General features: G+C 64.6%; 16 protein-coding genes and 2 pseudogenes. 4 read left to right on the plus strand and 14 right to left on the minus strand.

Annotated elements, in window-relative coordinates; genetic code table 11:
* Positions 1–969 precede the first annotated feature (969 nt).
* The 7 genes from PV796_RS42095 to PV796_RS40580 form a co-directional block, all read right to left on the minus strand.
* Entirely contained in the window at positions 970–1,272 is a 303-nt protein-coding gene (locus PV796_RS42095) for a site-specific integrase (RefSeq protein ID WP_342456976.1), read from the minus strand.
* Positions 1,273–1,282: 10 nt separating this feature from the next.
* Positions 1,283–1,819 carry a hypothetical protein gene (locus PV796_RS42100; RefSeq protein WP_342456977.1) on the minus strand — a complete coding sequence of 179 codons (537 nt, stop codon included), beginning with the start codon at positions 1,817–1,819 and terminating at the stop codon, positions 1,283–1,285.
* 44 nt (positions 1,820–1,863) lie between these two features.
* Entirely contained in the window at positions 1,864–2,775 is a 912-nt protein-coding gene (locus tag PV796_RS40560; protein WP_274919488.1) for an IS3 family transposase, read from the minus strand.
* Positions 2,772–3,101, minus strand: a complete 330-nt coding sequence (locus PV796_RS40565) for a transposase (RefSeq protein ID WP_274919487.1) — start codon at positions 3,099–3,101, stop codon at positions 2,772–2,774. Before PV796_RS40565 ends, PV796_RS40560 begins: the two co-directional genes overlap by 4 nt.
* Positions 3,102–3,537: 436 nt before the next feature.
* Positions 3,538–3,783: a hypothetical protein gene (locus PV796_RS40570; RefSeq protein ID WP_274919495.1), complete on the minus strand. Its 246-nt coding sequence runs from the start codon at positions 3,781–3,783 to the stop codon at positions 3,538–3,540.
* A gap of 34 nt (positions 3,784–3,817) precedes the next feature.
* Entirely contained in the window at positions 3,818–4,324 is a 507-nt protein-coding gene (locus tag PV796_RS40575; RefSeq protein WP_446750719.1) for a DUF6192 family protein, read from the minus strand.
* Positions 4,325–4,726: 402 nt separating this feature from the next.
* Positions 4,727–5,263, minus strand: a complete 537-nt coding sequence (locus PV796_RS40580) for an EF-hand domain-containing protein (protein WP_274919497.1) — start codon at positions 5,261–5,263, stop codon at positions 4,727–4,729.
* Between the two features lie 573 nt (positions 5,264–5,836).
* On the opposite strand from PV796_RS40580, the gene PV796_RS42540 reads away from it, so the two are divergent.
* Positions 5,837–6,915, plus strand: a protein-coding gene (locus PV796_RS42540; protein WP_446750553.1) for an IS630 family transposase whose coding sequence is annotated in 2 segments (ribosomal slippage) — positions 5,837–6,338 and positions 6,338–6,915 — 1,080 coding nt in all. Because the reading frame shifts where the segments join, the coding sequence is not laid out codon by codon here.
* Positions 6,916–6,930: 15 nt separating this feature from the next.
* Here the strand turns inward: PV796_RS42540 and PV796_RS40595 are convergent.
* A pseudogene (locus tag PV796_RS40595) lies at positions 6,931–7,641 on the minus strand (group II intron reverse transcriptase/maturase); the annotation flags it as partial.
* Between the two features lie 423 nt (positions 7,642–8,064).
* Here PV796_RS40595 and PV796_RS40600 point away from each other — a divergent pair.
* The 3 genes from PV796_RS40600 (at position 8,065) to PV796_RS40610 (ending at position 15,558) form a co-directional block, all read left to right on the plus strand.
* A complete protein-coding gene (locus PV796_RS40600; protein WP_274919499.1) occupies positions 8,065–8,373 on the plus strand; it encodes a transposase in 309 nt (102 codons plus the stop codon).
* The gene (locus tag PV796_RS40605; protein WP_274919500.1) at positions 8,370–9,257 is read left to right on the plus strand and encodes an IS3 family transposase; all 888 of its coding nucleotides are present in this window, start codon (positions 8,370–8,372) and stop codon (positions 9,255–9,257) included. The genes PV796_RS40600 and PV796_RS40605 overlap by 4 nt, the downstream gene beginning before the upstream one ends.
* Before the next feature lie 370 nt (positions 9,258–9,627).
* Positions 9,628–15,558, plus strand: coding sequence for an alpha/beta hydrolase (locus tag PV796_RS40610; protein WP_274919501.1), 5,931 nt, complete (start codon positions 9,628–9,630; stop codon positions 15,556–15,558).
* Between the two features lie 191 nt (positions 15,559–15,749).
* Here PV796_RS40610 and PV796_RS40615 read toward each other — a convergent pair.
* The 6 genes and pseudogenes from PV796_RS40615 to PV796_RS40640 form a co-directional block, all read right to left on the minus strand.
* A pseudogene (locus PV796_RS40615) lies at positions 15,750–16,340 on the minus strand (ATP-binding protein); the annotation flags it as partial.
* 32 nt (positions 16,341–16,372) lie between these two features.
* On the minus strand, positions 16,373–17,629 hold the full coding sequence (istA, locus tag PV796_RS40620; RefSeq protein WP_274919502.1) for an IS21 family transposase: 1,257 nt from the start codon (positions 17,627–17,629) through the stop codon (positions 16,373–16,375).
* Between the two features lie 247 nt (positions 17,630–17,876).
* Complete coding sequence (locus PV796_RS40625) at positions 17,877–18,737, minus strand: PhzF family phenazine biosynthesis protein (RefSeq protein ID WP_274919503.1); 861 nt, start codon at positions 18,735–18,737, stop codon at positions 17,877–17,879.
* The gene (locus tag PV796_RS40630) at positions 18,734–19,021 is read right to left on the minus strand and encodes a DUF1330 domain-containing protein (protein WP_274919504.1); all 288 of its coding nucleotides are present in this window, start codon (positions 19,019–19,021) and stop codon (positions 18,734–18,736) included. Before PV796_RS40630 ends, PV796_RS40625 begins: the two co-directional genes overlap by 4 nt.
* A gap of 63 nt (positions 19,022–19,084) precedes the next feature.
* On the minus strand, positions 19,085–20,074 hold the full coding sequence (locus PV796_RS40635) for an ornithine cyclodeaminase family protein (RefSeq protein WP_274919505.1): 990 nt from the start codon (positions 20,072–20,074) through the stop codon (positions 19,085–19,087).
* A gap of 3 nt (positions 20,075–20,077) precedes the next feature.
* Positions 20,078–20,722, minus strand: a complete 645-nt coding sequence (locus PV796_RS40640) for a hypothetical protein (protein WP_274919506.1) — start codon at positions 20,720–20,722, stop codon at positions 20,078–20,080.
* Between the last annotated feature and the right edge of the window lie 24 nt (positions 20,723–20,746).

Consider the following 20,746-nt stretch of genomic DNA (forward strand, 5'->3'; position numbering starts at 1 on the left):
TCGCGCCATCGTTGGTAGAGCTCGCTGTCCAACCGCAGGTCTGGCTGGTCAGGGGCGAGATCTTCGATCGTGGACCAGAAGTGGCTCGCGAGGTGCCGGGAGAGATTGTCCAGTGTCGAGTAGTCCAGCTCGGGCTTGCGCCGGTCCAAGTAAGCGGTGAGCAACTGCCGGATGCCGGTGTGCCGGATCTCGTAGCGGTCGACCATCTCCTCGACCGTCAACCGTCCCGTCAGCAGCGCAGCTTTCAGCGTCGCGGGCCCGTGAGAGGGGAAGTGGCCCATCTCGTGGAGCACCTGCCAGGCGAGGTGTCCAGGAAACCGGCTTCCGGCGCCGCGTTGGCCGAGCACCAGCCCCTGACGGCGGCACTCCCACGCGTAGTGCAGGAACGACGACGGCGTCAGGTCTCCCAGCCCGATGCCTTGGGTGGTGAGAGCGACCGTGACGTCGAATAGTGCGACCCCGTGGTGGACCGGGTTCACCGGCTTGTCCTGGACTGCGGCCCAGAAGTTGTCGAGCAGCGGGTCGTTCTGGGCGGTCAGGAAGCGCTGGCCGTAGTACAAGAACGTGTTCGAGCGAAAAGCTTCAAGGGACGGCTGGATGACCCGCAGACAGAACGGACAGGCCGTGCCCACCCCGATCTGGCTCTTCTCCTTGCGCGTCAATTGCAGATCGGCGACAGGGCGCCCGCGCTCGTTGAAGCCGCTGGCCTCCCACCGCTGCTGCCAGCTCTCGCCAGGGAAGTCTTCCAGATACCGGAGGAGGTCCCGGGCACCGCGGCTTCGGCGCCAGCGATTGTCCGCTGAGTTCGTCGGCCACGTCGCGCGTATCACCGCAGCTACTTCCTCTGCGGAGGCGCAAGAGAGATCACCTTGAGGTCGCGGAGGAAAGGCCGGCGGCGGTGCCGGGGCGGCGTTCAGACTGACGAAACGGCTGCCGCCCTTCTTGCCCTGACGGATCGTGGAGCCGGGCTCAGCCACCGAACACCGCCTTGATGTCGTCAGGGTTGTAACCGGTGGCGTAAGTGCGCTGCGGGCGGGGCCGCGTGTAGTGCTCCTGCAGCTTGTCGTGCATGTCCTCTACCCGCGCAGTCAGGTAGCGGCCGGTCGTGTCGAGATGCGCATGACGCAAGATCGTCTGTACCTCAGCGAGGGTGAGCCGTTCGTCCCCGGCCATCCGGGTCGCGGCCGTGTGCCTGGCGTCGTGCAGGGTCCAGTTCGTGCCGAGCTTGGCGTTGGCCCGCTGAAGGATGCGCCGCATCGCCCAGTAGGTCAAAGGTCGAGACTCACCACGGCGCGTGCGCCATATCGGCTGGTCCTGGCGTCGGCAGCCCGTCGGTGGCGAGGTAGCTGCCGAGATAGCGGAAGGCGTTCGGGGAGGCCGGCACGGGTTGGCGGATACGTGTGCCTTTGCTGATCACATAGATGAGTTGCCCCGGCCAGTCGACATCTCCGAGACCGACGGCCAGAAGCTCACTCGCCCTGGCCCCTGAAGAGACGTAGAACTCCAGCAGAGAGCGGTCGCGGTCGCAGCCCATCGCGGCGAATAGCTCATCCCACTGATGATCCGGGATCGCCCGCGGAGCCTGGGCAGGCACCTTCTGCCGCAGCCGGCCCCGGCGGAAAGTCTGCGCCGGCTCCAGCGGGGAGCGATGCGCGAGTGCTTGCCTGCGCCCTCTCGACGCCGGGACCGGATTCACGACCGGGCCGACCCCGAAGCGGGAGTGGAAGGCGTAGAAGCCACTGATCACGGTCAGGTTATGGTTGACCGTTCTGGGCGCGTAGCCCTCCCGCAGCGACGGTTTACCGGTCTTCACGTTCACCGATCCCGGCGGCGGTGTCAATCCCCTCGAACTGTGGAGATCTTCTAAGCGACCAGCTCCAAGGTGGAGTTGGTGCGATGGTCGTGCTCGTAGTCGATCGGACTCTGATACCCACACACGCTGTGTAGTCGGTGCGTGTTGTAGAAGCCGGTGGTCCAGGTCGCGATCCGCAGCCGAGCCTCGGTGCGGGTGGCGAACGTGTGCCGGTGGACATACTCGACCTTGAGCACGCTGTTGAACGCCTCGCTGACGGCGTTGTCGAAACACGACCCGACGCGGCCCATGGACTGGGTCACGCCCAGGCGGCGACAGGCCCGGCGAAAGCGCCAGGAGACGTATTCGCTGCCGCGGTCGCTGTGAAAGATCACGCCCTTCACATCACCGCCGCGGGTGGCCGCGGCCATGTTCAAGGAGGCCACGACCAGTTCGGCGTCATGGCGGGCACTCATCGCGTAGCCGAGCAGTCGACGTGAGAACAGGTCGATGACGGTGGCCAGGTAGAGCTTGCCCTCACCGGTGGTGATCTCGGTCATGTCACCGCACCACACCTGGTCCGGAGCGTCCGCGGTGAAGTCCCGGCGCACGAAGTCCGGGGCCGCCGGCCGTTTGCCGGGCCGGGTCAGCCCGCGCCGGCTGCGGACCTTCCGTCCGGCCAGGCCGAGTTGGGCCATCAGACGGGCGATGGTGTTCACCGAGACCCGCCAGCCCGCGCGGACCAGGACGAGCCAGACCTTCGGGGAACCGTAGGTGCCGCCGGAGCCCTCGAAGATCCCCGTGATCGCGTCGGCCAACTGTCCGCGCCGGACCTCACGCGCGGTGGTGGGTCTGACGCGCCACTTGTAGAACCAGGACTCCGACACCCCCAGAACCTGGCAGGCCAGACGGTGCGGGACGCGGTGCTCGGTCCTCTGGTTACCGATGAACGCGGCCAGAGTGGCCGGGTCCGTCTCGGTCACTTCACCCAGAGGACCATGCATCGCTTGAGGACATCACGCTCCATCTCCAGCTCGCGTATCCGCTTGTTCTTCTCCGACATCTCCCGCCGCAGCCGCTCCAGCTCGGCGCGCTCGGCCTCGCGCATCCGTCCACCCGGCGCGGGCTCGGCCGGCCGGTCGGACGACGCCGACCCGTTGCGCCGCCACCGCGACACCCAGCTGTGCAGCGTGCCGGAGTGGACGCCGAGCTCCTCGGCGACCTCCGGGATCGACCTGCCCGTCTCGATCACAATGCGTACAGCACCCTCACGAAACTCAGGCGTGTACGTCCGTTGCTTGGACCCCATGAACCCCAACTTCCCCTGCAATCACGGACTCCACGCTACGAGGGGAGGGACAGCGGTGAGTCGTTCCGCCTACGGAGCCGCTGTGGGTTGCGGGCCTCTCTCAGCCAGCCCACGAGCAGCGCGACCTCAGCCTCGGTGGCCTTCTCCCAAGGCGTCTGCAAGACCCACAGCAGCCGGTGCCACCGCAACAGGTCATACCCGTAGCTACGGCATGTCAGGGGACTGACGTCCCCCAGCATCAAATCCCGCAAGTAGACGCTGACCGGCTCAACCTCTCTGGCGTCACCGTTCACACGACGAACGGAAGGTGGGGTGAGGACCCCGTCACCACCGCGCCAACCTCTGGAACCGAGCGCTTTCCCTCCATCAGGGCACGTCTCACGTCTTCCACCACACCACGCTCCGGGAGAGACCAAGCGATCCGCTTGGCTCACGATCAAGACATGGTGCAGTTAACAGGTCGGAACCACCGGAGCAGATCCATGCCGTACGACCGGATCGTGGTCGCCGGCCGAGTGGCCGCCTGCAACTCGGCGAAGAACGACGCGACCGGAGCGACCGGGAGGCCGTTCGGATCGAGCAGGCTGTATGGCTCCTGCGGCTCGCCCGTCTCGACCAACCGTCCGATCTCAGGCAGTACAAAGCATGACAGATCCCGCCCGGGACCCAGAGGATCAACCATGGCGGGGAAGCTAGCAGAAACAGGCTCTGACCTGCTAAAACGCTGGAGTTAGTTCAGTCAACGGGCCACGGACGCGGGCGACGTTCTCGTGCACGATCACGCGTTCGTCGTCGCCGAGCTGGCGGTCACGCATCCCGGGGACGACCCGGCCAGCCGCCGCGACGAACGCGTGGCAGGCGGTGACCAGGTCCAAGAACTCCACCGACCGGTCGATGTTGTGGATCGCGGGGGCGACGGGGCTGGTCTCCTCGAAGTGCTCGCGGGCTTGCCGACCCTGGTCGACCTGGGCCCGGTTGACCAGGTGGCGGACGGTGTCGTCCAACATCGCCTTGAAGGCGACGTCCGGCCTGCGCAGCAGGCCGGTGGTCACCTCGGCCGCGACGTGTTCGTCGCGGGTCAGCTCCTCGACGACCTTGATCTGGAAGCCTGCGGCGATCTTGGCGAGAGTGGTGTGCTCGCGCAGGTAGACCAGCGCTACCAGGGCTCGTCCTGACGGACGAAGCTTGCAGTGGCGGTCACCCTCCTGGGTGACGATGAGCATGGTGACCCACTCCACGGGTGCGTGCGGTAGGTCCAGTGCGCAAGGATAGGTAACCAACGAGGCCCTCTGACTGACGAGTTGAGACGTGAGACATCTCGCTCAACAGTCCGAGGGCCTCGCCTGTTACGGGTTTCGCTTCGTCACCCGATCAGTGGCCGGGCTGAAGAAGCTCACTGGACGCCCAAGCAAGCAGCACGGAACGCGCCGACCCACAAGTATTGACAATTCCTCTGGACAAAGTCCCTCCCTGGCCAGGCGGCTTGACAAGACGCAGAGGCGTGAAAAGGCCGTACGGGCCAGGGAAGTCGTCACAACCTCCTCAGCCCGTACAGCTCTCCACGTCACAGTCCGGGCTCACGACCGCTGTCGCGCACCACGTCACAAGCCCTCAGTTCGGTTCGGTTAGGCCATTCCGAAGAAGATCCCTCCTGGAGTTTCGATGCTGGGGGCGTAGAAGAACTCGCGGGCTGAACGGATGCAGTCTTGACGGGTGATGCCACCGTCGCCGGCGGCGTCGAGCGCCATGAACTGGTCGACGATTTCAGGAGAGGTGACCTCCAGGAGCTTCAGGAGTCGCACGGTCTCCTCCTGACCAAGGACGTTGGCGTCGTTGGCATCCAAGACGTCAATCACGACGTTCGGAATGCCTTCGACCAGGTTGAACCGGCTGGTGTCCATGCTGGCCATACGATTGGCGGTGACGAACTCCTCCTTCAAAAGGAGCGAGGAGGTGCTGCCGGTGTGGCGCAGCAGCTCGCACCAGTACATCTGGTAAGCGGCGTGCAGTGTTTGGAATCGGCGGTCGCGGTCGTCGAGCTGGAAGCCGACGGCGATGCGGTCGAGAAGGCGCTGGTAGTTCGCCCAGTCGATGCTGCCTTTGTGGTTCGTGTCGACGGCTTCGAAGAGTTGACCGAGCTTGACTGCGATCGGGTCAGTCATCCCTTTGTCCTTTCGGGTAGCTGCGTGAATGGCACATATCCTCTGAGACATGTGCCATATTGCACGACTTACCCGTATCGCGCACATCAGGAATGTGTCGTGTCAACGGACATCCCTTCCGGTTCCGATCGGCGCTATCGGGTTGTTGTGGGTGGCGTGAGGTGATCTTGATGTTGGGTCGTTGTGGGAGGGGTCGGTCGTGGGGTCCGAGGGGGCGCCGTCGTACAAGGGGTACCGACCTTGTGCGGTCGGCTCGGGGCGCGGTGACGACGTTGCCGTCGTTCCGTTTCCCCGAGCCGCCGACCCGAGTGAAGTAGGCCGCCGACGAGGTGCCCGTGGTTCGGGTCCTTTTCCGACGGCCCCTTCCCGAACGGGACAGGCCAGTTTCCCGGCATCCCGCTCTCCAGTGATCACTTCCGTGGTGGCGCGGTGCCCCGCCCGGCATGGATGTCCTCGTGGCAGCGACGGCAGATCACCAGGGTCTTGCGCCGTCGTTTACTGACTTCGGCTCGTCAGGGTGATCTTTGGCGAAGTCGCTGGTGAGGCGGGCGCGTTGTCTGTATCTCGTGGTGTGTGAGATATGCAGATGGGGGCGGGCTTACCGCTGCGGGACGTCAGCGTCGCGAGGCTGTACGGATGCAGGCGGTCGAGCTGTTCGAGCAGAAGATCAAGCCGCCGGAGGTCGCACGGCGGCTGCGGGTGAGCGTGAAGTCGGCCTATCAGTGGCAGCAGCTGTGGCGTCAGGGCGGCGCCGATGCGCTTGGTTCACGAGGGCCCGGTGGCGGCCGGTGCCGGCTGTCGCCACGCTGCCTGGCGAAACTCGCCGTGTATCTCGACCAGGGTCCGGCCGCGCACGGGTGGGTGGAGGACCAGGTGTGGACCGCGGCGCGAGTGGTCACGCTGATCGGCAGGAAGTTCCACGTCTCCTACAGCGTCTCGGGTGCCACCCGGTTGATGCACCGGCTCGGCTTCTCCCCGCAGGTTCCCGCGCGGCGGGTGGCCGAGCGCGACGAGCAGGCCGTGAAGGTGTGGAAGGAGGCGACCTGGGCGGAGGTAAAAGAGCCCGGGCGGCCTGCGGGGGCTACCTCTGCTTCGAGGACGAAGCCGGGTTCACCCGCAAGCCGCCCAGGGGACGCACCTGGGGCCGGCGCGGTGTGACGCCGGTTGTGACGGTCAGCGGACGACGATCGGGACGCCTGTCGGTGGCCGGGCTGGTCGCCATGCGGCCCGGCTCGCGGACCCGCCTGTGCCACCGGCTGATCGCCCACCCGGCGGGCAAGGGTAAGCGCCGCAGCATGAGCGAGCGCGACTTCATCGCGCTGATCGACGGCGCCCATCAGCTCGTCAAGGCACCGATCGTCCTGGTGTGGGACCGGCTGAACACGCATGTCTCCCGCAGGATGCGGAAGTTGATCGACGAACGGGAATGGCTGACGGTATTCCTGCTGCCGGCCTACTCACCCGATCTGAACCCGGTCGAGTGGGTGTGGGCACACGTCAAACGCAGCCTGGCCAACCTCGCCGTCGTGGCCCTGGACCGCCTCGAGGCACTCGTCCGCAACCGGCTCAAGCGCCTCCAGTACCGGCCCGACACCCTCGACGGCTTCATCGCCGGAACCGGCCTCACCCTCGATGACCCAACATCACCCTGACGAGCCGAGGTCAGTAGCCATGAGGTGCACCCAGTCGGGCTTGTCCCGACGTCCGGGCCGGTTGAGGTCGGCGAGCTTGCGGACGTGGTGGACCTCAAGATTCGTCCGGGCTTCGCAGATCTCGCAGCACTCGGCGATGAGCCGGTGGATCAGCTCGTTTCGCTTCGCACTGGCCATGACCGGCCGCCTGTCGGTGAGGACGGCCTTGCGCTGTCGTTTGAGCGGTATCCCGCCGAAGCGGGCGACCAGCGGTTTCCTCCCCCGGTCGCGTAGAACGGTGACGGTCAGACAGGTTCGCGGTCCCTCAGGTGTCTCGACGATGCTCTTGTACTTCCGAGCCATCTTCGTGACCGTCGACCGGTGCTTCCCGGCCAGCGTCTTCAGCAGCGAGGTCTCCATGACCCACTGGAGCCTGCCCAGGCGGAACACGTCCTGGGCAAGAAGGTAGTACTGGACCAAACCCCGGTACTCGGCTTGGTACTTCGCGACGATCGTGAAGTCCTCGTCGTGAAGCAGCATGCCGCGTTGCGCCGGTTGCCCCTTGCTCATGTAGAGCGCGCGCTTCTGCCTGATCACCTGCCGTGGCACGAACAGGCCGATCGCTCCGTTGACCGCCCGACGGTTCCGGGTGATCTTCGTGTCGGAGTGCTGGGCCCGGATCTCATAGCCGAGGAAGTGCGCCGCCTGGCTGGTGGCGTGGGTGATCACGGTCTTGGACTCGGAAAGTGTCGGCGCTCACGAAATCGACCCGTTGAGGCGGGATTCGCTCACGTAATTGACCCACTCGCTGCTCGTCATGACCCGGTGGCGCGCTCGTGATGTTCGTCGTGGATACGGCGAGCGTTCGGCTGCAGTTGTGAAGATCCTTCCTCTTCCCTGTCCAAGATCCTTTCCCAGCGGCCCTGGTAGCTGGGGAGCGGATGGCGAGGAGGACGTTCCACGTGGTCGATATAACCGAGATCCTGGTGCACTGGTATGCCGGGCGGTCTCAGCATGATGTCGCGGGCTCGTTGGGCGTGGCCCGCGGGACGATCCGCCGGTACGTGGAGCCGGCGATTGCGGCCGGGTTCGTGCCCGGTGTGAGGTTCCCCCGAGATGCGGAGGATGGTGACAGAGGGTCAGATGGTTCTCATGAGAGGAACATCGACCATGGCTGCCCCCAGGAAGTACTCGCTGGAGTTGCGCGAGCGTGCGGTGTGGATGTACCGGACCTCCGACCCGAAGCCCCAGATCAAGCGACTGGCTATCGAGCTCGGCGTGCATCCCGAGGCCCTGCGCGGCTGGATCCGGCAGGCCGAGGCCGATGCCGGCGAGCGGGACGACCGGCTGACCAGCGACGAACGCGTCGAACTCGCCGCGCTTCGCAAGGAGAACGCCCAGCTCAAGCGCGCGAACGAAGTTCTGCGGACGGCCTCGGCTTTTTTCGCGGCGCAACTCGACCCGACCCGGCCCAGGTGACGGGGCTCCTCGACGAGCACCCTGACCTGGGAGTCGAGTGCGTCCTGCGGGAACTGCACATCGCCTCCTCCACCTACTACCGCTGGCGCCGCGCCGAGAAGCAGCCGTGCGAGCGGCGGCGTCGCGACGTCGAGCTGACCGAGCGGATCAAGGAGATCCACACCGAGTCCGGCGGGATCTACGGCTCTCCGCGCGTGCATGCCGTGCTGAAACGCGAGGGCACACGCGTGGGCCGCAAGCGGGTCGAGCGCCTGATGCGCGAGGCCGACCTGGCGGGCATCAGCCCGCGCCGCACAGGCTTCACGCGCCGGGATCCGAAGGCCACACTCGCCCCGGACCTGGTCAACCGGGACTTCACCGCACCGGCGCCGAACCGGCTGTGGGTCACCGACCTGACGATGATCTCGACCGGCGAGGGCCCGCTGTGGCTGTCGGCGATCCGGGACGCGTTCTCCCGCCGGGTGGTGGCCTGGGAGACCTCCGCCCGCGCGGACGCCGACCTGGTCCTGACCACGCTGGAGTACGCCCTCGCGTCCCGCGAGGTCGAGCCCGGCAAGCTCATCCACCATGCCGACCACGGCTGTCAGTACACATCCATCAAGCTCACAACTCGCCTGCTGCGGGCAGGAGTTGACGCGTCCATGGGCTCCGTCGGGGACAGCCACGACAACGCCCTCGCGGAGAACCTGTGGATGCTGATCAAGACCGAGTGCGTGCGCGGCCGCGTCTTCGCCACACGTGCCGAGGCGAACCTCGCGCTCTTCGAGTACACAGACGGCTTCTATAACTCCCGCCGCACCCAGGAACGACTCGGCTTCCCAGCCCGATCGAATTCGAGGAGAAGTACTACGCCGAGCAGGCAACGGCCGAACGAGCGAACCTGAAACCCCGTCAACCCCTCCTGACCAGCTGATCAGCGCCTCCCGAACGACGGGGGAACCTCACACCGCCCCATCAGCCTTCTCCTGGCTGCATGATCAACGACTTTGCCAGAGCCCTGGGCCACCAACTCACCCAGGAACTGCTCCGGAACACCACAGAATGCAGGATGGGGCATAGCTACACGGGCCTGGCGGATCATCACACTCAGGACAACTCCCGTGACCCTCTCCATGTCCCCACACGTGACCAAGATCATCAATCGCGGGTCAACCCGTAAGAGGATGACCTCTGACATCAAACTTCTTCATACGGGACATCTCCCTATTACGAAGGGAAGCGCACTGCCCCCTTCTACTGGTCTGGAGCTGTTCCATGACGATGTCCCCCTCCAAAAAATCTCAACAGGAGCCCCGGACGAGTGGGGGCAGCCAGAGGAGCAGTGGTGAGAAGAAGAAAGAGCGGCGGCGTCCTTCTCTGAGCGATGCCCAGAAGGCCCAAGTCGTTCGCGCTGTCGTCGCGGCGCAGTATCCGATGGGGGTATCCGGGGGCCCGGAGGGGCCGGGTGTGTGGCGGGGGTTTGCGGGGGTGGTGTCTGGGGGGTTTGGGGGGCTGGACCAGGAGTGCCGCGATCGGATGTGGGGGGACATGGGGCGGGCGTTGCTGGGGGGGAAGTCGGTGGTGCCGAAGAGGGTGCTGCCGCGGGAGGGCGTGTCCCGGCTGGTCAAGGGGGTGAGGAAGGCACCCGAGATGGGTGAGACGCTGGCCCGCGAGGCGGGGCCGGAGGGTGGTGGTTTGCGTATCGGTCTCGGTGGGGCCGCCGGGCGCCCCGAACTCACTGTGGAGGATCCGGGGGATTCGCCTGAGGGCCGTCGTAAGGAGGCTGCGGGGTATCTGTGGCGGGCTCTGGGGGAGGTCGATGCAGGTGTCCCGGCCAGCGTGCTGTCCTACGATCCCAGTTTTGGCGGTGTTGGGCGGATGGCGGTGGCAGTCGGGCCGATCGAATCCGCGCGGTATGTGGTGGTCCTGGTGCCTGGTATGGGCAGTGCCCCGGAGAACTTCCATGAGCTGGTGCGCAGTGCCTGCAACGTCCGCCGGGCCTGCCTGAAAGAAATCCAGGTCGAGGACACGGGCGCAGGCAAGGTGCCGGTCGCGGTCGTGGCATGGCAGGGATATAAGGCTCCCCGAAACCTGTGGGCGGTAAAGGGCGAGGTCAGCAACGAAGCCTTGGCCCAGGCGGGGTCACAGCTTTTGAACCTCGATCTCGCCCAGTGGCGTGCCCTGTGGCGGGGGGATGCCGCTGTCAGGGCGGGGAAGGGGCTGCCGGAGCAGCCGGTGATCACTGTGGTCGGTTACAGCTACGGCAGTGTTGTTGCCGGTCACGCCATGATGAAACCCGTCCCTGGCGGCACCAGTGTCACTGCCGCCGCGCGGGCCGCTGTCACTGGCGCGGTGAAAGGCGCTGGAGCCGAGGCCGTCGGCTACAGCGTTGTGGGCCCTGCCGCCAAGTCGTGGCAGGCGGGCGGCGGGGCGGCCGAGATCGCAGTCGAGGCTGCGAAATCCGCTGCGAGAGTCGGGACGACAGCCGCCGACATCGCGGCGGGCGGTGGCGTCGGCACTGCAATGGATGCTGCGAAGACCATCGGGGCCCGCACTCTCGCCGCCGCACACGAGGCCTACTATCGGCAGCCGGTGGGCGGGGGGAATGCGGACTACCTGGTCCTCTTGGGCAGTCCCGGCACCGGCCGCCGCGCCCGGCATCTCAATATCCCCGCCTCCCATATCTACACCGGTGCCAACAAGGAGGACATCGTCAGCAAACTCAACTGGTTCAGCATCGACCCCACCCACATGAAGTACGGCGATGTCACCCGCATCAGGACCGAGGACGAAGACTTCCCGGTCACCGGCCCCGTCGCACCCCACACCGCTTACTACACCCCTGGCAGCGAGTCCCTACGCAACATCGCCCGCATCGCCCTCGGCACACCCGAAAAGGTGACCACCAAGCCCCAGCGCTCAGGCTTCGTCCTCGAAGGGCACCGGAGCCTGCTCGGGCGCTTGTTCACCAGCCCGTCCGACACGCCCCGCCCCGGACAGCCCCCCACCACCACACGCCGGGTCGGTACTGGCTACCTCAAAGCTGACACCGTCAACGGCGCCCCCGCCCTTGTCCGCAGTAACAAATCCCATCCCCGTTACAGCGGCATGCGCTCCAGCGGCGCCGACGGCATCCACCACACTCTGGGCGGGGCCTCCTTCTTCACCCCCGACTGGATGGACATCACCTTCCACAACGGTGTCCCCCGCATCACCACCGCTTCCCCCCTCCCCGAAGGCTACCTCTCCGACCTGGTGTGCGTTACCACCATCAGCCCCGGCCACACCACCACAGTCTCCACGGAACACTTCACCGACGACCCCGAACGCGACCACACCGTGTACCTCCCCCTGGACCTCACTCCCCATACCCTCACCGTTATCTCACCCATCAGCAACCAGCACCAGAACCTCTGGAAAACCCCCGGCCTCCTCAATATCCCTGACATCATCAAAACCCTCGTCAAGAACGCCGTTCCCGCCCTGCCCGACCTCACCCCGCTCAGCATCCCCGGCAGCGCCGACATCTTTCCCCTCACCGGATTCGCCGCCCCCCTCCTCCTGACCCAGCAGCAGCTAGAGGCAGCAGAAAAGGTCCTGAGAGTACTGGAGCCGGCCCTGGTCCAGGCCCCGTCCGGAACGGAACTCGCAGAACCACAGGAAACCTTCATCAACATCCGCGAACTGGTCAGAATAATAGAAAAGGCGACCGGGAAAGAAAAGGAGGGACTCGTCCAGGGACTGATGATGGGGGAAGGCATCGGCCTGGCCAGAATCATAGAAAAAGCAGCTGGGACAGAGAAGAAGGAATTCACCCAGAGGCCGGCCGCAGGAATGGAAACTGCCCCCGCCCGGCCGTACCAGGGCGAGAGGATCTCACTCAACGGAACATCCTACCTGGACCTCCCCGACACCGTCAGCCTCGCAACAGAATTCAGCGGAAAGATACTCCAAATCACCGGCCAGCCCGACACACACGACACAACAATAGAATACAACATCACACTCAACTGGCACCACCACGGCACATACCACCTCGGCACCATACCCGCCGACGGACAACCCCACACCATCAACCTCCACGCCCAGACACACGCCACATTCTACGAAATCATGCAACCCACCACAGGAGACATCGAAGTCACCCCTACCCTCAGCGTAGAAGATATACGACCCAGTCTTGCCAGTCTTACGCGCACCGCATTTTTCACCGCCACCCCTGAAAGCCTTGGCGAAGTCTCAAATAAAACCAGCGGAACTATTGAATACGTCGCCCTCGCCGAACGTGGAAGCGCGGCGGCTCTCCGTCTTCATCGCACACATTCGCTTCTCTCGGAGTTCCTCATCGAAAGCATATTGGGTGCCCACACCTCTGCATACTGGAATGTCGACAAGGACGGATATATAACACTAGGAGAGAAATCCAAGGCAACGCAGTTCCTTGTGAGGGCCTTCGAAAATTCTAAATTCAGCGGCGATCAAGCCCTCGCTTCAGGTAAGCAATTTGAACTGGTAGACTTAAGTGAAAGGAAAGTCGTCACCCATTCGGGCTCTTGGCTTAAAATGGGACCAGTCATCAATACGCCGTCCTTGTTTTTTAAAGCGCGACTTATCATGCCTATGATGGGCATCAGCTTCACGGGAATCACCGTCCCCGTTGCCATGACAGACGCCCCTGCGGGCACCACGGTACACATCCCCCGCAAGGGAAATACGGTCACTGTCACCATTCCCCCTTCGCCTGACCAGAAGCAATATCAGATAATGGTGAGATATAGGCCATACGATGATCGCAGCAAAAGAGTCGAACCGGACCGCTACGAGCTAAACCAAGAATTAAAGTACGTCAAGAGCGGGAGCAGTGAAACGCTCACTTTGAGCGACGTGCGGAATAATGATGAGTCATTCGATGAGGGGTCATCTTTTTCCCTCTATAGCCCTGATATGGTCGCCACCGATAAGTACTGGAAGCTCAAGCGCCAAGTCCGGGAACAGAGGACACGTATTTCGAGTGTTCCTGAAGTTACCCGCAGTGGCCCCATCAATTGGGTATACCTCGCTCACGCCAGAGCCGTTGACTGGAATGCACGGCCAAGCGCGGAAGCGACTGCATCTAGGGAAAAATATCGTCAGTGGAAACGGGACCTCTTCTATAAGCTGCAGACCACATTCGTCGGATGGTCCGATGAGAATGTAGCACACGGTGGCGGACTAGAAATCGAGGCTAGGCGGGGCGCGGGTGTGGCCTTTGCATTGAATGATCCGCCTACGTCCTTCATTTACCTCCCTCCGTACGGAGAATTCAAAAAGGAGGCGGGAGGATCGGCACAGGTAAAGTGCCCTCCACCTCTCTCAGAGGCGGGTGACCGCCTGCCTATCCTGGCAATTTTCCAACGAGACCCTGATGCCACCACCTCCCTGATAGACGTCATCTCAATGGATGACAAATGGCACCAGCTGTCGATTGACCTAGATCGCGTCGCACAAAAATCGGCAACCATCATCAGCGCCATCGTGACCACCCAGTCCGAAAAAAGCAGCTTGCCTGGCGGCGTGAAAGGCAAACGACTCGAGCCGTACCCGTCCCTTGCCGACCTTCCGGAAAGGCCGAGGAGCAAGCGGGCGGCTGTACGAGAAGCCGCATCAGACAAGTATTTTGAGGACCTGAAGAAGGATTTTCCTGAGCTGGATGAGGCGACTCTGGACTATAGAGGCATCGCACGGTCCGCAGATCCGATCCTGGGCCTAATCAAGAGTCAGTTGACCATTCCTCCTGTAACAGTGGAGGGCCCGGCACTGCCGCAGGATCATAGAGAGTTGCTGACTGCCGCGAAAGACGCGCAGGCTGCAGCGAACAAATTGCGGGTCGCATTGGAAGACCTTGATGAAGCGGTCCGGCGGTTCGCCCCGTTTTACGCCCAGACAGTGGAAGGCCCACCCAGCCGCGAACGCCTGAGCTCCAAGGAGCGGATTCAACTTAAAGATGAAATCATGAGGTTCGCGGAGAGGTACCGCAATAGTCCGGTGCCTGATGAAGTACGCAAAGGATTCGGCCGTTGGGGTACGAGCCAGGATAGGCACTGGGAGGCGGCGAAAAGGCGCTACGCGGAAACCAAGCCCATTGCCGACAGAGAGTTTCGATCCTCAGAGCACTTGCGGAAGAGAGTCCGCGACGCGCAGGCTGCGCTTGGCGGCGTGCCCGAGGTGATGCCACAACCCGCCCCTACGGGGCCGGGGATGAACACCTTCTTCAGTCTCACATTTACTTTGCTGAGCGGGGCGAACCTTCTGCTCTCCGTATACGGCAACATCCTTCTCCCCGCGGGTACGGGAGATTTCAGAGTACAAGGAGAATGGGGAGACGAAGTGGTAGCGGCGCTTTCGAGCGTTGCAGTCGCTGTTCCGTTCGTCCAGAACGTCCAAGAATTATTTGGAGATGAATTTAAGGCAGAGTTCACTGGAAAACTCGCTCCATTCATATCGGCGGTGGCAAATGCGGCTTCGCTCTTGAATAACGTAATCAAGGGCGACTGGAAGGCTGCGGGCTTCGACATCATGGGCCTCATAGCTGACGTCGCCGGGATCGTAGGTTTGTTCTCTTCCACCTTGGCAGCCGTTGCTGGCCCCGTAGGCGTAGCGATGGCCTTGCCGGGGGTCGCCGACATGCTTTACCAATGGGGAAAGCGAGCTCAGGTGCCGTCTCAGTTCGTATCGAATCTCGGCGAAAAGCTTACGGAGATCCACCGCAAGGCGCTCGGGGATGAGCGGGTCACCTATCATCAAAAACAGTATAAAGCGGGAACTTCTTCCACTGAAATCGCAAGGCTATGGCACACAACGGCCGAAGCTGTGAGTTCGGGTGTCATTGTCCAAGGCTTGCTCAAAATGGACCTTCCGGCTATAATCCCCAAGGAGTTGAGTCAGTACAGCAAAGATGAAATCAGTGCCGACCTCTTGAAGGCGGTTCCGTTTGAACATTCGGATCCGTTCGTAACGACTCGGAACCCTTCGGACGAGCTAGTCAATGACCTCTACAAAGAGCTTACGGCGTACTGTATAAAGAAGATGAAAGCTGCCACAGCCAGCGAACGGGCCCGCCTGAAAGCATCCGACTTCTCATTGAGCGAATGGCTTCTGACGGACAAAGGGGTGCAGTGGAAAGTGCGCTACGAGAACTACCGGAAGCGCGAAGTCCCAACGGACTGACCCTCGATCCACCGCGTGGTGATGGACCTGTGGATGACGGAGCGCGGAGAAGGGCGCTATCGGGTTGTTGTGGGTGGCGTGAGGTGATCTTGATGTTGGGTCGTTGTGGGAGGGGTCGGTCGTGGGGTCCGAGGGGGCGTCGTCGTACAAGGGGTACTGCTTCCCGGCCGAGGTGATCGCTCACGCGGTGTGGCGGCCTCCGATTCGAAGGGGATGTAGCCGACTTCGTCCACCACGATGAGCGGGTAGCGTGCGAGGCGGGTGAGTTCGGCGGCGAGGTTGCCGGCCTGGTGGGCGGCGGCGAGGTGGTCGACCCATTCCGCGGCGGTGGCGAAGGCGACGCGGTGGCCGGCCTGGCAGGCCCGGACGCCCAGGCCGATGGCCAGGTGGGTCTTGCCCGTGCCCGGCGGGCCCAGGAAGACGACGTTCTCCTTGCCTGCGATGAAGTCCAAGGTTCCCAGGTGGGAGAGTTGTTCGCGCGTCAGGCCGCGCAGATAGGCGACGTCGAGTTCTTCGATCGTCTTGTCCGCGGGGAAGCGGGCGGCGCGGACTCGTGCTTCACCGCCGTGGGATTCGCGGGCGGCGACCTCGCGTTGGAGGCAGGCGACGAGGTATTCCGGGTGGGTCCAGGACTCCTTGCGGGCCCGTTCGGCCAGGCGGTCGGCGGCGGCCAGCAGGGCCGGGGCTTTGAGGGCCCGGGCGAGGAAAGCTAGGTCGGAGGTGGTCTGCTGGCTGGTGCGACGGCCGGCGGCCGCGGGCCCGGCTGCGGGCTGGGTCAACATTGACTCGCCGCCTGCGGTGGGAGTGCGGGACATCAGCCGGCCTCCTTGTTGACGCCGCCGTCGATGACGGTGAACAGCCGGTCATAGGCGCCCAGTTCTCTCTGTTCGACCTCGACCAGCGGGCCGGATCCGGTGCCGACGGCCTGGATCTGGCCCGTCGGACGACACCGTGCTTGATGCCGCATCATCGCTGAGGTCTCGGCGTGTTCGGGATCGGTGAGGGTCTGGTGGCGGGCCCAGCAGCGAACGTGCCGGGCGACGATCTCTCCGCCGGTGGTTAGGACGATGACCTCGTCGTTGTCGGTGAGCACGGTGACGTGGTGGCCGATGGCGGCGGGGTCGACGGAGTAGTCGCAGGTGTCGACGCGGACGTAGTGGTCCCGGCCGAGCCGGGTGGCAAACCGCCACCAGGTCGGCGGATCCACCGCCGGCAGGGTGAGCATCTGGGCCCGGTCCGCCTCCCACCGATCGACCGGACGGGCTCCGAGGGTTCGGTGGACGCGCCGGTTGGCGACCTTGAGCCAGGCGTCGAGTTGGGTGTTGAAGTCGTCCGGGCCGCTGAAGTGACGGCCGGGCAGGAACGAGGTCTCCAGATAGCCGTTGGCCCGCTCCACCAGCCCTTTCGCCTCGGGATCCCGTGGTCGGCAGAGGTAGATCTTGGTGGCGAGCAGGCCCGCGAACGCGGCGAATTCGCTGGTGGGGCGTCCGCGGCCGACGCCGGCCTCGTTGTCCCAGACCAGCGTCTTGGGGACGGCCTGCCATTGCGACAGCAGGTGCCAGTGACCGTGGATCAGGTCGCCGGTCCTTCGCGAGGGCAGCATCCGCGCGGCGATCACGCGTGAATACCCCGACACCATCACCAGCACCGGAGGCCGGCCGGTCTGGCCATAGCCCAGCGGGATCTGCGCTTCGGGGAACCACAGGTCGCACTGGGCCAGTTCACCGGGCCGATAGGTCGTGCGGGAGACCGGATCGACGGGAACGTAGGCCGGTCGCAGTTCGCGGATCCGGTCCTTAAGGATCGTCATTCCCCGCTCCCAACCGATCCGCTCGGCGATCACGGTCGCGGGCATCGTCGGTGTCTCCCGCAACAGCTCACGGATCTGCACCTCGACCGCGTCCACCACCGAACCCTTCGGCGGTCGCTCATACTTCGGCGGCCGGTCGCTGGCCAGGGCCCGCTTGACCGTGTTCTTCGAGATGCCCAGGTGTCGCGCGATCGCCCGGATCGGCATCTGCTCGGCCCGGTGCAGGCGACGGATCTCTGCCCAGTCCTCCACGAGGATCACCCTTCCTCCTGCCCTTGATCACCAAGGCCAGGATCAGACGAAGATCACCAAGTGGGTCAGTTTTGATGTGCCGTCAGAGGGTCCGAGTTCGACCGTCGCCGAGACTCGAGACCGAGCCACTCCGTCTTCTCTTCCGGCAGTCGATCGAAGCCGCCTTCTGCGATTACTGACGGGATCGAAAATATCCGCCTCGCGGTCTGTAGAAGATCGCGAAGTTTGCTTTCGGCTGACTATCGGCGCTCTGCAGTCACAGGTGAATGGTGCCGCGCAGGCATGTGATGCTGTTGCCGCCGATCCAGACTTCTTCGCCGTGTGCCTCCACGGTGAGTACGCCCTGCCGCCCCAGGCGGGTGCCTTGACCTACTTTGTAGGAGCGTGGGGCGGTGCCGTTGCCGATGAGCCACTGGGCGATGCTCGCGTTGAGGCTTCCGGTGACCGGGTCCTCGCGCACGCCGGCTGGTGCGCCGAAGGCGCGGACTTCGAAGCACAGTTGTGAGCCTTCGGGGTAGGCGCCGACGACGCCGAGCATGAGGTCGTTCATGTGCCGGGCGTCCGGTCTCAGGGCCAAGACCTCCTCGGCGGAGGAGAGCTGGACCGCTGCCCAGCCGGGGCCGTTGTCTACCCACTGGTGCGCGGTGATCTGCTCGCGGCTGATGCGCAGGCCCCGGGCGATACGGTCGAGGTGCGAGGGGTCCAACGGGCCGACCTGCCGGGGATCCGGGGCGCGGAAACTCAGGCTGGTGCCGGACCGCCGCACGTCCACCAGCCCGAGACGGCACTCCTGGGTGAGTTTCCCGGGTGATTTCGGGACGCCACCGGCTTCGAGCCATGCGTGGGCGGAGCCGAGGGTGGGGTGGCCTGCGAACGGGATCTCCCCACCCGGGGTGAAGATGCGCAGTGCGTAGTCCGCTTCGCCGGATTCCGGCGGGACGACGAAGGTTGTTTCGGAGAGGTTGGTCCATGTCGCGAGCCGGGCCATGTCCTCGTCGGACAGTCCGTCGCCGTTGAGGACGACCGCCACGGGATTGCCGAGGTAGGGCGTTTCGGCGAACACATCGACCTGGGCGAAGGATCGCATGCGCCGCTCGGGGGCGGGCTGCGGTGTCATTCGCCCTCCACCAGGATCAGGTCCATGTGGGTGTCCCCGCGGAGCGGGAGGATGGCGCGGTACTCGGGCGAGGAGTACCAGCGACGGGCGTGGTCGGCTGTCGGGAACACCATCACTGAGAGGTGTGTGGGCTTCCAGTTGCCTTCCAGAGTCTCGAACCGGCCGCCACGGATCATGAATCCGCCGCCGTACAGTGCGAGTGTCTGGAGCACTTTCGCGCGGTACTCCGCCATGCGCTGCTGGTCACCTATGACTCCGACGTTGCCGATCAATAGTGCTGTCATGCGAGGGGCTCCGCTCCCGCTGCTTCCGGTGTGTCTTGCTGGTTCTCGTGGGTTGTGGAGAGGTCAGCCGGTGAAGTCGGTCATGGTGCCGATGCCGAGGCGTTGGGCGGATTGAACAATGGCGAATCCGGATGCGACGTCCTGTGCCGCCATTCCCAGCGATTTGTAGAGTGTGCGTTCGGAGGTGCCGGAACGGCCGGGGTGCCGTCCGAGCAGTACCTCGCCGATTTCGGGGAGGGGCCGGTCGGCAGGGAGCAAGCCCTGCTCGATCGGCGCGGCGAGTTCGGAGGACTCCCGTTGGGCCCCTTCCCTGCTGTCCACGAAGGCGGAGCAGGACGCCACGGCGTCCGCGGAGAGTTCCCGTTTGCCGGGGACGGAGGAACCGACCGCGTTGACGTGTGCCCCTTCGGCCAGGTCCTTCGCCGACACCAGCGGTTCGGTGGTGTCCACCGTCGTGCACACCAGGTCGGCGCCGCAGAGTGCCTCGGCGGGGCTGTTCATCCGTTCGATGTCGATGTCGGTATGGGTACGTGCCCACTGCAGGAACTCCTTGGCCCGCGCGTTGCCGCGATTCCACAAGCGCACCCGTCGCAGGCGCCTGATCTCGCGCAGCGCGAGCAGATGGCTGCGTGCTTGGGTTCCGGCACCGATCAGGGCCAGGTCGCCGGCGTCGGGCAGGGCCAGGGCGTCGGTCGCCACGGCCGATGCCGCGGCCGTGCGCAGCGCGGTCACCGCCGCCCCCTCCATCATGGCCAGCGGCTGCCCGGTCTCGGGGTCGAAGACCACCACCACGCCGACGTGAGTGGGCAGGTCGCGGTTGGTGTTGCCGGGGGCGTGCAGTACCGCTTTGAGGCCGTAGCCCGAGTCGGACTCACCGGTGACATGGCACGGCATGGCGGCGAACAGCGACCCGTCGCAGCCCGGTCCCAGTACGGTGCGCACCGGCTGGACGACGTCGCCCGCGCTGTAACGGCGCATGACCTCGGCCACCACGCGGTACGCTTCCGTGACCGGGAAGGCCTTTCGTACTTCGTCTCCGTTCAACAGCAGCATGGGCTATGCGCCTTTCTTTTCTTCGTCGGTTTCATGGGATGCACGGTCCGTGGGCTGGTGGGTGTGGTCGGCGGTGAACACCGACCACACCATGCGGATCGGTCTGGTGGCCGAGATGAACTCCAGCCCGTACAGCTCCGCGGAGGGAACCGTGGTGAGCGCAAGGTCGGCGCTGCCGTCCTGAGCGGCACGGGCGGCCGCGCTGGTCGAGGCGGACGGGAGCACCGTGTGCGTGGTGTGCCCGGGCGGCAGGAGTTGCGCGATGATGGGTTCCGGTGAGGGATGGCTGGCGATGGTGGGGCACTCCGGTGCTGGTCCGCTGTCGCGGCGCCTGGCGATGCCGTAGAGCGGTGTGTCCATCACGAACACGTTGCTCAGCTCGAGTGCGGGGTCCATGTAGAAGTGGTGTATCGCCTTGTAGGCGTTGGCCACCACGACGTGCGTCACTTCGCGGGCACGCAGTGCCTCACCTGCCTGTTCGTAGCTGTTGAAGAGGCGGAGGGCGGCTGGCGGGCCGTCGCTGTCGCGGACTCGGCCTGCGAACCGTGCCGCGGCCACCTCGCTGCTGGTGCCGTGCGGCCCGAGTGTGCCCACGGCTGACAGCTCGTTCGAGTCGGTCCGAAGTGTGGTGAAACTGAGCAGCATCATCCAGGCTTTCCTAAGGTTTGCGTT

Origin of the sequence: Streptomyces sp. WZ-12 (assembly GCF_028898845.1) — a bacterium.
Taxonomy (GTDB): domain Bacteria; phylum Actinomycetota; class Actinomycetes; order Streptomycetales; family Streptomycetaceae; genus Streptomyces.